This is a genomic window from Vibrio sp. 1-2 (7-a), assembly GCF_013048515.1.
Taxonomy (GTDB): domain Bacteria; phylum Pseudomonadota; class Gammaproteobacteria; order Enterobacterales; family Vibrionaceae; genus Vibrio; species Vibrio diabolicus.
In genome coordinates this window covers 22,064-36,616 of record NZ_VHSQ01000021.1, presented here as the reverse complement: position 1 = coordinate 36,616, position 14,553 = coordinate 22,064, and the positions used below count along the sequence as shown (strand labels likewise).

Annotated in this window: 13 protein-coding genes; 4 read left to right on the top strand and 9 right to left on the bottom strand. The window is 46.0% G+C overall.

Annotated features, from left to right (window positions below; translation table 11 throughout):
* Positions 1–501 precede the first annotated feature (501 nt).
* From fre to trxA, 6 genes are all read right to left on the bottom strand, one after another.
* Complete coding sequence (fre, locus tag FKN08_RS23250; protein WP_005398442.1) at positions 502–1,215, bottom strand: NAD(P)H-flavin reductase; 714 nt, start codon at positions 1,213–1,215, stop codon at positions 502–504.
* 14 nt (positions 1,216–1,229) lie between these two features.
* On the bottom strand, positions 1,230–1,499 hold the full coding sequence (locus FKN08_RS23245; RefSeq protein WP_012841284.1) for a 2Fe-2S iron-sulfur cluster-binding protein: 270 nt from the start codon (positions 1,497–1,499) through the stop codon (positions 1,230–1,232).
* Positions 1,496–3,349, bottom strand: a complete 1,854-nt coding sequence (ubiD, locus tag FKN08_RS23240) for a 4-hydroxy-3-polyprenylbenzoate decarboxylase (protein ID WP_170892948.1) — start codon at positions 3,347–3,349, stop codon at positions 1,496–1,498. The genes FKN08_RS23245 and ubiD overlap by 4 nt, the downstream gene beginning before the upstream one ends.
* A gap of 92 nt (positions 3,350–3,441) precedes the next feature.
* Positions 3,442–4,434 (bottom strand): hypothetical protein, encoded by a 993-nt coding sequence (locus FKN08_RS23235; protein ID WP_005398448.1) that lies wholly within the window; start codon positions 4,432–4,434, stop codon positions 3,442–3,444.
* A 105-nt stretch (positions 4,435–4,539) separates the two neighbouring features.
* Positions 4,540–5,799 carry a transcription termination factor Rho gene (rho, locus tag FKN08_RS23230; RefSeq protein ID WP_005378757.1) on the bottom strand — a complete coding sequence of 420 codons (1,260 nt, stop codon included), beginning with the start codon at positions 5,797–5,799 and terminating at the stop codon, positions 4,540–4,542.
* A gap of 196 nt (positions 5,800–5,995) precedes the next feature.
* Positions 5,996–6,322: a thioredoxin TrxA gene (gene trxA / locus FKN08_RS23225; protein ID WP_004745500.1), complete on the bottom strand. Its 327-nt coding sequence runs from the start codon at positions 6,320–6,322 to the stop codon at positions 5,996–5,998.
* Between the two features lie 111 nt (positions 6,323–6,433).
* Between trxA and rhlB the strand changes: the two genes are divergently transcribed.
* Both rhlB and gppA read left to right on the top strand, forming a co-directional pair.
* The gene (gene rhlB, locus FKN08_RS23220; RefSeq protein ID WP_005397003.1) at positions 6,434–7,753 is read left to right on the top strand and encodes an ATP-dependent RNA helicase RhlB; all 1,320 of its coding nucleotides are present in this window, start codon (positions 6,434–6,436) and stop codon (positions 7,751–7,753) included.
* Between the two features lie 19 nt (positions 7,754–7,772).
* Positions 7,773–9,266: a guanosine-5'-triphosphate,3'-diphosphate diphosphatase gene (gene gppA, locus FKN08_RS23215; RefSeq protein ID WP_170892947.1), complete on the top strand. Its 1,494-nt coding sequence runs from the start codon at positions 7,773–7,775 to the stop codon at positions 9,264–9,266.
* Between the two features lie 180 nt (positions 9,267–9,446).
* On the opposite strand, the gene FKN08_RS23210 is transcribed toward gppA, so the two are convergent.
* The 3 genes from FKN08_RS23210 to recQ all read right to left on the bottom strand — a co-directional run bounded on the left by FKN08_RS23210 (position 9,447) and on the right by recQ (position 12,548).
* Positions 9,447–10,115, bottom strand: a complete 669-nt coding sequence (locus tag FKN08_RS23210; RefSeq protein WP_005397008.1) for a 7-cyano-7-deazaguanine/7-aminomethyl-7-deazaguanine transporter — start codon at positions 10,113–10,115, stop codon at positions 9,447–9,449.
* Between the two features lie 282 nt (positions 10,116–10,397).
* Positions 10,398–10,703, bottom strand: coding sequence for a DUF3630 family protein (locus FKN08_RS23205; protein WP_170892946.1), 306 nt, complete (start codon positions 10,701–10,703; stop codon positions 10,398–10,400).
* A 9-nt stretch (positions 10,704–10,712) separates the two neighbouring features.
* On the bottom strand, positions 10,713–12,548 hold the full coding sequence (gene recQ, locus FKN08_RS23200) for an ATP-dependent DNA helicase RecQ (protein ID WP_164667116.1): 1,836 nt from the start codon (positions 12,546–12,548) through the stop codon (positions 10,713–10,715).
* A 174-nt stretch (positions 12,549–12,722) separates the two neighbouring features.
* On the opposite strand from recQ, the gene rarD reads away from it, so the two are divergent.
* Entirely contained in the window at positions 12,723–13,640 is a 918-nt protein-coding gene (gene rarD / locus FKN08_RS23195; RefSeq protein ID WP_006743075.1) for an EamA family transporter RarD, read from the top strand.
* A gap of 75 nt (positions 13,641–13,715) precedes the next feature.
* The gene (locus FKN08_RS23190; RefSeq protein WP_170892945.1) at positions 13,716–14,513 is read left to right on the top strand and encodes an AraC family transcriptional regulator; all 798 of its coding nucleotides are present in this window, start codon (positions 13,716–13,718) and stop codon (positions 14,511–14,513) included.
* The last annotated feature ends 40 nt before the right edge of the window (positions 14,514–14,553 follow it).

Sequence of the window (14,553 nt, the reverse complement as noted above, 5' to 3'; positions counted from 1 at the left end):
AAACTCTTCAATTTAAGATTTTGTTCGGCTCAATGAATACTGAACATTACATAAAGTAATGTTTGAATTGACTGTGCTGAATCCGAAGATTCAATGGTCACTTCGTTTCATTGAAACCTAATTTGAAACCCCTCTTTATTAAGAGAAATTTCTAATTGGATTATCATCAACGAGTGCCCACACAGATTGATAGGTCTATATTGTTAAAGAGCTTGCTTTGCGAGAAGTTTTTCTCTCAAAGCGGAGGTGCATTCTAGCGATTTAATTGGCAGTGTCAAACACTTTTTCAATTTTATTTTTCGTAGAAGCTTTTTACCTCTCCGACCCTGCTGAAGCCTTATCGCGTCTGCCGTGTCGGTGGATGCGCATTATAGGGAACTCAGATCCGTTCGCAACCCTTTTTTGGAAAAAAATGGGAAAAACCGACTGTTCGATGACTATTTCATCAAAAAAGCAAAAAAGAGGGTAAAAAACCCTCTTTTTCTGCCTCATAAGCCGTATTTAAATGAATGCGTACGCGTCTGCGAACATACGTTCGCTCTTCGCTTTCTTGTTCTGAGTGAACTGTTCACGTGCTGCGCCAGCCATTTCAAAGCGGCCTGCAATATAGATATCGTAGTTTTCTAAGCTTTCGAAATCTTCACTCACCGCTTGTAGCACGTTACCAACCTTACCTTGCCAATCAGCAGGTGCTTCTTCTACAACTGGAACAAAGTGAACGTTAGTAAACTTATCAGCGATCTCGACCAGTTCTTCTTTTGCATAAAGTTGGCAGTTATCGCGCGCACCCCAATATAGATAGATAGGGTTGGTTTTGTTCTGCGCGACGCAGTGATCCAGAATCGAGCGCACGTAACTAAAACCTGTACCACCAGCAATTAATAATAGTGGACGTTCACTTTCTTCTTGAACCCAAGCATCACCATGCGGGGCATCAATTTCAATCTGACCATCAGTTTCAAGCGCCGCTTGCATTGCTTCGACAACTTCTTGAGCGTAAGCGTTGTGTTCCGCCGCACCGATATGCAGTTCAAGTTCACCTTCATGACGGCAAGGGCTGCTCGCGATAGAGAAAGGACGTTTGTCTTTTTCACCCATCACTACCATTAGGTACTGACCCGCTTTAAAAGGCACTGGTGATTCTGGGTGAAGAAGGATTTGGTAAGTATTACAAGCTAACGGCTGAATAGACTTTACTTTACATTGGATGGTCATGGTGTTCCTCTCGCTTACTCATCAAAAGTAAGCACTAAATTACTTTCTGTATAGGCTTGGCAAGGGAATATCCAACCTTGCTGTTGCTCTTTTTCGGTTAGCATCGGTTCGAGGTGGTAATTCACCTCGCCCGTTAGCTTTTTACACATGCACATGGCGCAAGCGCCAACTTGGCAACGGTGTGGGAAGCGAATATTGTTGTTGAGCGCAGCTTCCAACACCGTCTCCCCTTCTTTTACTGGAAACGTAACGTCCATTGGTAGAAGGTGGACTTGATGACTCATAGAATACCTAACTGGTCCCAAATCTCATCGACTTTAGCCACAAGTTTAGGATCTTTTTTGATAGGCGTACCCCACTCGCGCGTGACTTCAGATTCGAACTTGTTGGTCGCATCCAATCCTAATTTGGATGAACTTTCAGTATTACCACGCACTTGAGTTGTGTCTCTATCTGGGTCCATTCGAGTTGTCACAGCCCAAATGATGTCATTCCAATCTCGTACATTAACGTCATCGTCGCACAAGATAATGAATTTGTTATCCGTGTATTGAGCAAAGAAGCCCCATAGATATTCCATCAATTCTTGAGATTGACCAGCTTGGTCTTTCTTCATGGTCACGACAGCAAATTGGTTGTTTGCTGCAGCTGGTAGATAGACGTCAACAATCTCAGGACGTTGCTGTTTTAATGCATCCAGATCCGCTTCGGTAATCGCTTTATTGTCACGCTCGGTAACCTTGGTTCGTGTCGCCAGCTCAGCATCCCATTTAATGGTCGCATCCAAGCCCATTTTGGAGCCAAGCCCAACCACTGGTGAAGCAAAGTCGAGCGAGTCGATTGGCGTGTTATCTATCATCAAGGTATCACGTACAGGGTCCATATGCTCTGACATGGCTTTAACGACATCATTCCAATCTCGCGCGTTTACCGATTCATCGCACACAATAACAAACTTGGTGTACATGAATTGACGTAAGAAAGACCACACACCCATCATTACGCGCTTGGCATGTCCTGGGTACTGCTTCTTCATGGTGACGACTGCCATTCGGTACGAACAACCTTCTGGCGGTAGATAGAAGTCTTCGATCTCTGGGAACTGCTTTTGCAGAATCGGCACAAACACTTCGTTTAATGCCACACCCAATACAGCAGGTTCATCTGGCGGACGACCTGTGTAGGTACTGTGATAGATTGGGTCTTTACGCATAGTAATGTGCGTAATGGTGAATACGTGGTGCTTTTCTTTTTCATTATAGTAGCCAGTGTGGTCACCGTAAGGACCTTCATCAGCAAACTCGTTCGGGTCGATATAGCCTTCCATCACGATTTCCGCGCTTGCTGGCACTTCCAAATCATTGCTGACTGACTTAACGACTTCAGTTTTGCTTCCACGCAGCAAACCTGCAAACGCGTATTCCGATAGCGTATCTGGCACTGGTGTTACTGCGCCAAGAATGGTTGCAGGGTCTGCGCCAAACGCGACCGAAACTGGGAAAGGTTTACCTGGATTGGTTTCCATCCAATCGCGCAGGTCAAGCGCACCACCTCGGTGGGCTAACCAACGCATGATGATTTTGTTCTTGGAAATTTTCTGCTGACGGTAAATGCCTAGGTTCTGACGTTTCTTATTCGGACCTTTGGTCACGGTTAAGCCCCAGGTTAGCAGTGGCGCAACATCTTCTGCCCAACAACTCATTACCGGGACTTTATCCAAATCGACTTCGTCCCCCTGCCAAACAACCTCTTGGCACGCCGCTTTACGTAGACGCTTGGCTGGCATGTTCAATACTTGCTTGAACACTGGCAGTTTTTCCAAAGCGTCTTTGAAGCCTTTTGGTGGCTCAGGTTCTTTTAAATAAGCCAGCAGTTTACCAACTTCGCGCAGTTCTTTTACGTCTTCGCGTCCCATACCTATCGCGACACGCTCTGGCGTACCAAATAAGTTAGTCAGAACGGGGAGGTTGTAGCCGATCGGATTCTCGAATAACAAAGCAGGGCCACCAGCACGCAAGGTGCGGTCACTGATTTCTGTCATTTCGTAAGCGGGATCGACAGGGTGAGCAATGCGTTTAAGTCGACCTTTCTGTTCTAGGTGGTCGATAAATTCGCGTAAATCCTTAAAACTCATAGGCCTTCATGACTGGCTGATTAAACTGTCCGCAGTATAACAAATAGGAGGACGCTAAGATCCTCCTATTTTGTGTGGGTATGTGAGCCAGGTTACTTTAATACTTGCTCTATCTGCCGGGTCTTCACTTGATGGTTGTTAGAGACTAACTCTTCCAACCAGGTTTGATGCCCTTGCTGCGCCAGCTCTCGAGCGACCATTGTAGCTTCTTCCGATAGTGCCATTTTGCTCACTAGAAACTGTTTCACTTGCGGAGATAAAGGGTTGGATTTTGTGAGTAGACTAATGGCTTCTGGTTTGAGTGACGGATTGACGGTGGAGTTCATCAATTGCTGAATTGAAAAAACGTCCCCAACCGTAGCTAAACGCTCGAGTTCGGACTGGCTATTGTAATCCGCTCTCATCCGCCAGAGTAAGTTGTACACTTCCTCATCTTGACTTACTTGCGCTAATCTCACGATCACGGCTGTCGATGGTAGCCAACTGGTCACATTCGCTTTGGTTAACTGAGTGGTTAATGCGGCAAGCGCATGCGGTGATAAGCTGTCCAATTCTCGAATCAAAAGTGCTTCACGCGCCTGAGCTTGTTGAGATTGCCCTGTAAGCCATTGCTTTAAGTCGAGCTCTTTTCGCTCAGCTTGTAGTACAAAGTCCAAGGTACTTTGGTCTTGCTTCCAACGCTTAATCAAGCGGCTCGCAATAGCAGGAAAGTTAAAGGCGGGCACACTAAACTCATACCCGTCCCCTCGCTCTAGAACCTGATAAGTAGGAGTCATACGGATCTGAGACTCAACAAACAGAGCCATTCTAGGCGTGAGAATCACATCTTGCTTCTCAAGCTTTTCCAATAACCGAAAACGCACGACCTCTTGTTGAGGTAAAGCTAGTCGATCAAGGGCAAATTTAAGCGAGTCGACTTCATCCCTGACAACGTAATCAAGCAGTTCAGAGACTTTAGCTTGTATTTGAGTATCCTGAAGCCACTGTTCTACTACAGACTCCTGCATTTCCTTGGCAGATAACGTCGCGGGTAGTGTGATAAGTGACAAGCTCAGGAGTAATGACGACAACATTCCTTGTTGCATGTTAACCTCCCGATAACATTTGTTCTCATTCTGATGCTTCCATCGGGAGAAAGCAACAAAAAAGCCACCGTTAACGGTGGCTTTTTTAGAATAAGGACTCAGCTATTACTGACGACGCATCGCATCGAAGAACTCATCGTTGGTCTTCGTCATCGCTAGCTTATCAATGAGGAATTCCATTGCGTCGATTTCGCCCATAGGGTGAACGATCTTACGCAGAATCCACATTTTTTGTAGTTCATCAGTCTTCGTCAGTAGCTCTTCACGACGTGTACCTGAACGGTTGAAGTCAATCGCAGGGAATACACGCTTCTCAGCAATCTTACGGTTCAAGTGCAGTTCCATGTTACCTGTCCCCTTGAACTCTTCGTAGATAACTTCATCCATCTTAGAACCAGTATCTACTAGTGCCGTTGCGATGATCGTTAGGCTACCGCCCTCTTCAACATTACGTGCTGCACCAAAGAAACGCTTAGGACGGTGTAGTGCGTTTGCATCCACACCACCTGTCAGTACTTTACCTGATGAAGGTACTACGGTGTTGTAAGCACGAGCGAGACGAGTGATAGAGTCAAGCAGGATAACCACGTCTTTCTTGTGTTCAACAAGACGTTTTGCTTTCTCGATTACCATTTCCGCTACTTGTACGTGACGAGATGCTGGCTCATCGAAAGTCGACGCGACTACTTCACCTTTAACTAGACGCTGCATCTCTGTTACTTCTTCTGGACGTTCGTCGATAAGAAGTACCATCAACTCACACTCAGGGTGGTTGTATGCGATGCTTTGAGCAATATTTTGCAGAAGCATTGTCTTACCCGCTTTTGGCGGAGCAACAATCAGACCACGTTGACCTTTACCGATAGGCGATGCCAAATCTAAAACACGTGCTGTGATGTCTTCTGTAGAACCGTTACCACGCTCCATTACCATGCGTTCATTTGCATGTAGAGGGGTAAGGTTTTCAAATAGGATCTTGTTACGAGCGTTGTCTGGTTTGTCGTCGTTAACGGTATTGACTTTTAGAAGGGCAAAGTAGCGTTCACCGTCTTTTGGTGGACGAATTTTACCAGCGATAGAGTCACCAGTACGTAGGTTAAAACGACGAATCTGACTTGGTGATACGTAGATATCGTCCGGACCCGCAAGGTATGAACTATCTGCACTGCGTAGGAAACCAAAGCCGTCTTGCAGAATTTCCAGAACCCCATCGCCAAAGATGTCTTCGCCGCCTTTAGCGTGCGCTTTTAAAATCGCGAAGATGATGTCTTGTTTTCTTAAGCGAGCTAGGTTCTCTAATCCTAAGCTTTCGCCCAGTTTTACAAGGTCAGACACAGGTCTGTTCTTCAGTTCGGTAAGGTTCATGGTGGTGGATTCTTGTTTAGTCAAAATAAGATCTGTTTTCTAGTTAAGATGGATTTGGTCTCAGGATCGACCAAGAAGAGAAATTTGTTCAATTAACGCGCGATAAGTTAGCACTAATTAGTATTCTAGTCCAGAGTTAGAAAAACAAAACCGTGCGTTGTTACTTTGCACGGTTTTATCTGTAATCACTTGGTGATTATAAGTTTGCGTCCAAAAACTCTTTTAGTTGAGTTTTAGACAGAGCACCAACTTTCGTTGCCGCTACGTTGCCGTCTTTGAATAGCAGTAGCGTTGGAATGCCGCGAATACCAAACTTAGGTGGTGTACCTGCGTTATGGTCGATGTTTAGTTTACCGATAGTGAGTTTGCCTTCGTACTCGTCTGCGATTTCGTCCAGAATAGGAGCGATCATTTTACAAGGACCACACCATTCTGCCCAGAAATCCACTAGAACCGGGCCTGCAGCGTTGATTACATCGTTTTCAAAACCGTCATCAGTTAGCTGCAAAATCTTATCACTCATCTTCCACTCCAATGTGTTTTTCGAAACTGGTTGGATGATAACCAGTAATTAGATGCCCTATTGGAATGTATTTACTTTCGTATTGCAAGCTTTAGCTGATATTCTATAGCCATGAAAAAGACGCATATCACAGAGCAAAAGTTCGCCGATTTGGGCTTAAAGCCCCAAGTTATTGAAGGATTGGACAAAAAAGGGTTCGAATTTTGTACCCCTATCCAAGCCTTGGCGTTGCCGGTCCTGCTCACCGGCCAAGACATCGCAGGCCAGGCCCAAACGGGTACTGGTAAAACGCTCGCGTTTCTTACTGCTACATTCAACCACCTTCTGACGACACCAGAGCATGAAGGTCGTAAACCTACGCAGCCACGCGCAATCATTATGGCGCCAACACGTGAGCTTGCTATTCAGATTTACAATGATGCAGAAGCATTAACTGAGAGCACTGGTCTAAAAACCGCTTTGGCTTACGGTGGTGAAAGCTACGATAAGCAATTGAATAAGCTGCAAGATGGTGTCGATATTCTGATTGGTACGACAGGTCGTATCATCGATTTCTACAAACAGCGCGTATTCAACCTTAACAACATTCAAGCCGTTGTTCTGGATGAAGCCGACCGCATGTTCGATCTTGGCTTTATTAAAGACATTCGCTTCTTGTTCCGTCGTATGCCTGAGCCAAAAGAGCGTTTGAACATGCTGTTCTCAGCGACGCTTTCTTACCGTGTTCAAGAACTGGCATTTGAGCACATGAACACCCCTGAGCATGTTGTGGTAGAGCCAGAACAGAAAACTGGTCACCGCATTCAGGAAGAACTTTTCTACCCTTCTAACGAAGATAAAATGGCCCTCCTTCAAACTTTGATTGAAGAAGAATGGCCAGATCGCGCCATCATTTTTGCGAACACGAAACACAAGTGTGAATCGGTTTGGGGTCACTTGGCTGCCGATGGACACCGTGTCGGTCTTCTTACTGGTGATGTACCGCAAAAGAAACGTGAAAAGATTCTTGAGCAATTCACCAAAGGTGATGTCGACATTCTTGTTGCAACTGACGTTGCTGCGCGTGGTCTGCATATTCCTCAAGTGACGCACGTTTTCAACTACGACCTTCCTGACGACTGTGAAGATTACGTTCACCGTATTGGCCGTACAGGTCGTGCTGGTGCAAGCGGCCACTCGATCAGTTTTGCTTGTGAAGAGTACGCAATTAACCTACCTGCAATCGAAGAATACATTGAGCACACTATCCCAGTTTCAGAATACGATTCGTCAGCGCTGATCCAAGATCTGCCAGCGCCAATTCGTATGCGTGCGCCACGCAACCAACAGCGTCGTACGAATACTGGCGGTACTCGTTCAGGTTCAGGTAACCGCAAGCCGCAAGGACGTCGTCCGCGCCAACCGCGTCAATCGGCACCAAAACAATCGTAAAAGGAAACTGAGTTCGTTTATGAGTCAAGCAGGATCATCGCCGCTATACGCCGCCATCGACCTCGGGTCGAACAGTTTTCACATGCTCGTTGTGCGTCATATCGATGGCAGCGTTCAAACAATGGCTAAAATTAAGCGCAAGGTTCGTCTAGCAGCGGGCCTAGATGAACATAATTCTCTTAGTATGGAAGCTATGCAGCGAGGATGGGACTGCTTAAGTCTATTTGCGGAACGCTTGCAGGATATTCCTAAACAAAACATTCGTATTGTCGGCACAGCCACTTTACGTACCGCCACGAATGTAGATGTGTTTCTGGAGAAAGCGAACCAGATTCTTGGTCAACCAATCGACGTTATCTCCGGTGAAGAAGAAGCGGCCACTATCTATAAAGGTGTCGCACACACTTCTGGAGGCAGCGGTCGCCGTCTTGTTGTCGATATCGGTGGCGCAAGTACCGAGCTCATCATCGGTGAAGGTTTCGAAGCCAAAGCACTGACCAGTTTAAAAATGGGTTGTGTGACTTGGCTGGAAAACTTCTTTAAAGATCGCCAGTTGAATGCGCGTAACTTTGACGCAGCAATTGAAGGCGCGAAGCAGACAATCCAGCCAATTCTAGAGCGCTATACAGAAATCGGTTGGGATGTGTGCGTTGGCGCATCAGGCACCGTTCAGGCATTGCAAGAGATAATGCTAGCGCAAGGTATGGACGAAGTAATCACTCACTCCAAATTGAAACGCCTGCAGAAGCAAGCCATGTTAGCCGATCATTTAGAAGAGCTCGACATTGAAGGCTTAACGCTTGAACGTGCGTTAGTGTTCCCTAGCGGCCTATCTATTTTGATTGCCGTTTTTGAATTACTGGAAATCGACGCGATGACACTAGCGGGCGGCGCACTACGTGAAGGCTTAGTCTACGAGATGGTTGAAGAGCTACGTCAAGAAGACATCCGTGCTCGCACAATTGCCAGCGTACAAAGTCGTTATCAGCTCGATCACCAATACGGTGAACAAGTTGCGACACTGGCAAGCAAACTGTTGGAGCAAGCCGGCGGCGATGAGTGGATTACGGAACCTCAAGGCAAGATATTGCTTGAAACCGCCGCAAAGCTGCATGAAATCGGCTTAACGATCGATTTCAAAAAAGGCGGTGAGCACAGTGCTTACCTACTCCAGAATTTGGATTTACCTGGCTACACTCGCGCGCAGAAGTTCTTTATTGGTGAGATTGCCCGTCGTTATCGAGAACAACTCACCTCACTGCCTGAGCAACACGCGTTATCAGGCTCAAGTGCCAAGCGCGTACTGCGGTTGTTGCGCTTAGCGGTGTTGTTGACTCACCGTCGCAACCAAAACTTAGAGCCAAACGTCGTATTAACGGCTGAAGGTGACAACCTAACATTAAACATTGATGCACAGTGGCTAGCGGCCAACCCGTTGACCGCCGCTGAGCTAGAAATCGAATCCAACCGTCAAACTGATATCGGTTGGCCATTAACGATTACCTCTGATTAATGGTTGTTATCCCATGACAAAGGCTCCTTTTGGAGCCTTTTTAATACCCGTTATTATCCTATGTACAACTCATAGAGTTTTGAGACACCAATGATCTAAATACTCATTTCGCTGTACATTTGCTTTAGAAACAACAAAGCCGCTATCAAAAGCGGCTTTGTTGCTATTAACTGATGAAAACTATGCCGTCGTAGTGACTTTAAAGTTAGGGTTCACTGCCGTTAGCTTCTTAATTAAGTAATTCAGTAGTACGCCGTACATAGGCACAAACAGACCAAGACTAATCACTAACTTAAAGCCGTAGTCCACCAGCGCGATTTCCGTCCAATGTTCCGCCATAAATGGATCTGGACTTTGGTAGAACGCAATCGCGAAGAAAGCGATGGTATCCAGTGCATTACCAAAAAGCGTTGAACACGTTGGGGCCACCCACCACTGTTTCATTTGGCGTAGGCGGTTGAACACGTGCACATCCATAATCTGACCAAGTAGATACGCCATGAAGCTAGCAATCGCGATACGAGCAACGAATAAGTTAAATTCCCCTAGGTGACCAAAACCTTGGAACTGCCCCTCGAAGAACACCACCGATAAGAAGTAAGAGACAGCCAAAGCAGGCAACATTACTAAGAAAATGATCTTACGCGCCAACTGAGCACCGAAAATACGTACGGTTAAATCCGTCGCAAGGAAAATAAATGGGAAGGTGAATGCACCCCAGGTGGTATGTAAGCCAAAGATAGTAAACGGTAGCTGAACTAGGTAATTGCTGGATGCAATAATGACTAGGTGGAATAAAACCAGATAGATAAGGGCGTTGCGCTGCTGCGCAGGGGTAAAGTTACTCATGCGATACCTTTTTAGTTTGGTTTGGGGGCGAGGGAACCCAAATCGAGCGTTTTCTACAGAGAAAAGCACTCTTACCAACAATGTAAAAAATGACGATTAAACTAGCTTAACTCATTCAGAGTAAAGCGGTGGGCGATTATACATTAACCAATTTTACTCACAAGCGGTGTTTTATACGCAAACGTTTCTTCGCGAACATCACGTCAAAACCAAGGGCTTTGATGCAAAAATAAGAAAGGGTGTTTCATGTGAAACACCCTTTAAAGAATAGATAACTTGAATTTAGAAGCCGCGTTGGAACAATCCGGCTAAATAGTCGAGCTCTTCCCTACTCTCTTCTATTGTTAGCGCTTCAAACCAAATCGCTTCGCTGTAGTGCTCCGCTTTCATAAATAAGCGGCAGCCTTCAAAATCGATCAACCAAGAGTGAATATCCGCATCCCACTGTTTTTCTACCACAGACGCAGATAATAATTCCACCAAACGCTCACCCAGTGCCGGAAAAGTATCGAGGTCGAAGCTTGGAGCGGTAATAATAAGACGCCCTTCTTCAACAATGTAATCAGCGAGACCAAATTCCTTGTGCATATGGATTCCTTATCCGTGGTGAGTAATGTGTTCTTGGATCAGATCCAAGAATGGATCGGCGTATTTTTCTAGTTTACGTTGACCAACGCCACTAACCGCTAACATTTCGCCGTATGACGTTGGCAGCATTTCTGCCATATCAATCAAGGTCGCATCACTGAATACCACGTATGGTGGCAAACCGTCTTCATCGGCGATCGACTTACGTAGCTTACGTAATTTGGCAAACAACTTCTTATCGTAGTTTTTGCTGGTCAGTTTATCCGACTTCGCGGCACGTGCTGCGGTATCTAAACGTGGAACTGCAAGTTCTAAAGACACATCACCACGTAGTAATGGACGTGCTTCTTCGGTTAATTGCAACGTCGAGTTACGAGTGATGTTTTGAAATAGCAGCCCTTTATGAATTAACTGGCGGAAGATACTCACCCAGTAATCATGGCTGTGATCACGACCAATGCCGTAAGTCGAAATTTTATCGTGGCCATGTTCGCGCACACGAATGTTTTGCATCCCACGCAGCACCTCAACCACATACGTCATACCAAAACTTTGGTTAACGCGGTAAACACACGACAACGCTTTGCGCGCTTCTTCGGTCGCATCAAAGTGTTTTGGTGGGTCCAGGCAGATATCGCAGTTACCACACGGCTTTTCGCGATACTCTCCAAAATAGTTGAGCAGTACCTGACGACGACAGGTTTGCGCTTCCGCAAAAGCACTCATCGCATTGAGTTTGTGGCTTTCTACCTGCTTCTGCGGTCCATCATCTTTTTCATCCAACATACGACGCAACCAACTGATGTCGGCTGGGTCATACAACATCATCGCCTCGGCAGGCAGGCCATCTCGCCCTGCTCGACCAGTTTCCTGATAATAGGACTCGATGTTACGTGGAATATCAAAATGCACAACAAAGCGCACGTTTGGCTTATTGATACCCATGCCGAATGCAACCGTCGCAACGACGATTTGAATGTCATCACGTTGAAAAGCTTCCTGAACGTAAGCTCGCTCTTCAGTATCCATCCCTGCATGATAACCAGCAGCGCGGATATGGTTGTTGCATAACTTCTCGGTCACCATTTCAACTTTCTTACGACTGCCGCAATAAATAATGCCGCAGCTTCCCTTTTGGGTGGCTAGATAGCGAATGATTTGAGAAACCGGTTTGTGCTTTTCTACCAAGGTGTAACGAATGTTGGGACGATCAAAGCTTCCTAGATACACCTGAGGCTCATGTAAGCGTAAGCGTTCTAGAATATCACGACGCGTCGCATCATCGGCAGTGGCAGTGAGTGCCATAAAGGGCACATGCGAAAAGTGTTGCTTTAACTGACCTAACGCCGCGTATTCTGGGCGAAAATCATGTCCCCACTGAGAGATACAATGTGCTTCATCCACGGCGATCATAGATAAGGGTAAGTTTTCTAAACGTTCAATAAAGTCACGCATTAACACGCGCTCTGGCGAGACATACACTAGCTTAAGCTGACCAGAGTGCATGCGATTATACACACTCAGTAGCTCTTCTCGATTCATGGTCGAGTTCACACACTCCGCTGCTACACCATTGGCTTTCAGTTGATCAACTTGGTCTTTCATCAATGAAATCAGCGGTGAAATCACCAAGGTAATCCCTGAGCGCACTAACGCCGGAATTTGGTAACAGAGAGATTTACCGCCACCAGTCGGCATGATGACTAAGCTGTCTTTGCCTTCGATAGCGGCTTCAATAACTTCTTGCTGACCATCACGAAACGTCTGGTAACCGAATACTTCCTCCAACACACGTTGAGGCGTTACAGGCGTATCTGATTTTTCGGCTAGCAAGGTTGAGGTCATGAATAATCTCAGATTGAGTGATCGTAGAAATGCTTTTGCATGCCCAGGCACACAAAGTGAGGGCACATTGTAATGGGGTTTCGTGGTGAATAAAACCGCAAATTGCTAGGTGTTTCGCATCACGACTCGTATACTGATTTTCTGCTCTATAAACACACAATTAGGTGACACCTCATGACACCAGAAGACGAACAACAACGCGCTCGGCAAGGTATCTTGCTGGCGATTGGTGCCTATACCATGTGGGGCATTGCGCCGATGTATTTTAAATCCATCGCACAAGTATCCCCTTTGGAAATTCTGAGCCACCGGGTGATTTGGTCTTTCTTTTTGCTTGCCGCACTCCTTCACTTTGGCCGTCACTGGCGCTCGGTTTACTACATCGCGAAAGACAAAACGAAGATCGCTTACCTGATCGCAAGTTCTGTATTAATTGGCGGAAACTGGCTGATTTTCATCTGGGCGGTCAATTCCAATCATATGCTTGACGCGAGCTTAGGCTATTACATTAACCCATTAATCAATGTCTTGCTCGGCATGGTCTTTTTGGGAGAGCGACTTCGTAAGTTGCAATGGTTTGCTGTCGTATTAGCGGGCTGTGGTGTACTGGTCCAATTGATTGTATTCGGCTCCGTGCCCGTTGTTGCGATGGCGTTAGCAATGAGTTTCGGCTTCTATGGCCTCTTAAGGAAGAAAGTCAGTGTCGATGCAAAAACAGGATTGTTTATCGAAACATTACTCCTTCTGCCTGTCGCCGCCGTGTATCTGCTGTTTATTGCAGAAACCCCAACGTCGAATATGCTCACTAACCCGTTAGCATTAAATAGCTTGTTGATTGCAGCAGGTGTGATTACCACACTGCCCCTGCTTTGTTTTACGGGTGCGGCAACAAGACTCAAATTATCAACGTTAGGCTTTTTCCAGTACATCGGCCCAAGCTTGATGTTCTTACTGGCAGTACTGATGTATGGCGAACCCTTTACCATGGATAAAGCGATTACCTTTGCCTTTATTTGGGGAGCGCTAGTCGTATTTAGCTTTGATGGACTGCGCAACAACCGTCGCTCACGCCGAATCGTTCAGCCACAGTGATCGTTTTTTACAAGACAAGTTAGAAATTGCCAGATAAGCTTGGTCACAATGTGACCAAGCTTTTTTTTGTATGTAATGGAACAGATTCAATACTACGCAACCGACCATGATCAGCTGAGCCTGATCGAGGCGAAATACCAGAAGTTTGCTTTTCAAAGGCACTATCATCTGGATTTTCACCTCGGTCTAATCACGCATGGCACGCAAAAGTTCCAATATCAAGGCTGTAGCCATCAAGTGGGTCATGGGCAAATCGTAATTATGCCGCCAGATGAACTGCACGATGGGCACTCTAAGCTCGAAAGTGGCTATGAAGTGAATGTATTTGCGATCGAGCCGCGCCTACTCAGCGATCTTGCCGATCTTAGTCAAAATGGTCAAATAATCCGCTTTAATGAATTGATCATCTCAGATCCACAGATATTTTCACAACTTAGTAACTTGCATGCTCTTCTTCGCCGCGATAACCTCAGCCAACTCACCAAAGATTGCCTTCCTTTTGAAGGATTTAATCAACTTTTTGATCGCTACGGATCACTCGCGAGGCAAAAAGTGGTTCCTCTTGGAAAACAGTCTTTGCATACCTTAAAAGATTACTTAATGGCGAATCTCGACCAAACAGTTCGTTTAGATGCACTATCAGAGCTCTGCCAACTGAGCCCCACGCAGTTTCAACGCCATTTCAAAGCGCAAACGGGGATGACTCCCTACGCTTGGTTTGCTCGCTTGCGATTAGAGCAAGGAATGAAACTACTCCAAGCAGGATGGTGTGGTACGGACGTCGCCTATCAAGTGGGCTTTTATGATCAGGCCCACTTTAGTAAAGCGTTTAAACAAACCTATGGCGTCTCGCCTTCACAAGTGGCACGCTAATATCTCATACGCTGTGGTATTCAGTACTGCTAGTTTTTTA

Bases quoted from the DNA above. Each gene is read 5' to 3' on its own strand.
- fre (WP_005398442.1), bottom strand. From the start codon at position 1,215: ATGACCATCCAATGTAAAGTAAAGTCTATTCAGCCGTTAGCTTGTAAT.
- FKN08_RS23245 (WP_012841284.1), bottom strand. From the start codon at position 1,499: ATGAGTCATCAAGTCCACCTTCTACCAATGGACGTTACGTTTCCAGTA.
- ubiD (WP_170892948.1), bottom strand. From the start codon at position 3,349: ATGAGTTTTAAGGATTTACGCGAATTTATCGACCACCTAGAACAGAAA.
- FKN08_RS23235 (WP_005398448.1), bottom strand. From the start codon at position 4,434: ATGCAACAAGGAATGTTGTCGTCATTACTCCTGAGCTTGTCACTTATC.
- rho (WP_005378757.1), bottom strand. From the start codon at position 5,799: ATGAACCTTACCGAACTGAAGAACAGACCTGTGTCTGACCTTGTAAAA.
- trxA (WP_004745500.1), bottom strand. From the start codon at position 6,322: ATGAGTGATAAGATTTTGCAGCTAACTGATGACGGTTTTGAAAACGAT.
- rhlB (WP_005397003.1), top strand. From the start codon at position 6,434: ATGAAAAAGACGCATATCACAGAGCAAAAGTTCGCCGATTTGGGCTTA.
- gppA (WP_170892947.1), top strand. From the start codon at position 7,773: ATGAGTCAAGCAGGATCATCGCCGCTATACGCCGCCATCGACCTCGGG.
- FKN08_RS23210 (WP_005397008.1), bottom strand. From the start codon at position 10,115: ATGAGTAACTTTACCCCTGCGCAGCAGCGCAACGCCCTTATCTATCTG.
- FKN08_RS23205 (WP_170892946.1), bottom strand. From the start codon at position 10,703: ATGCACAAGGAATTTGGTCTCGCTGATTACATTGTTGAAGAAGGGCGT.
- recQ (WP_164667116.1), bottom strand. From the start codon at position 12,548: ATGACCTCAACCTTGCTAGCCGAAAAATCAGATACGCCTGTAACGCCT.
- rarD (WP_006743075.1), top strand. From the start codon at position 12,723: ATGACACCAGAAGACGAACAACAACGCGCTCGGCAAGGTATCTTGCTG.
- FKN08_RS23190 (WP_170892945.1), top strand. From the start codon at position 13,716: ATGGAACAGATTCAATACTACGCAACCGACCATGATCAGCTGAGCCTG.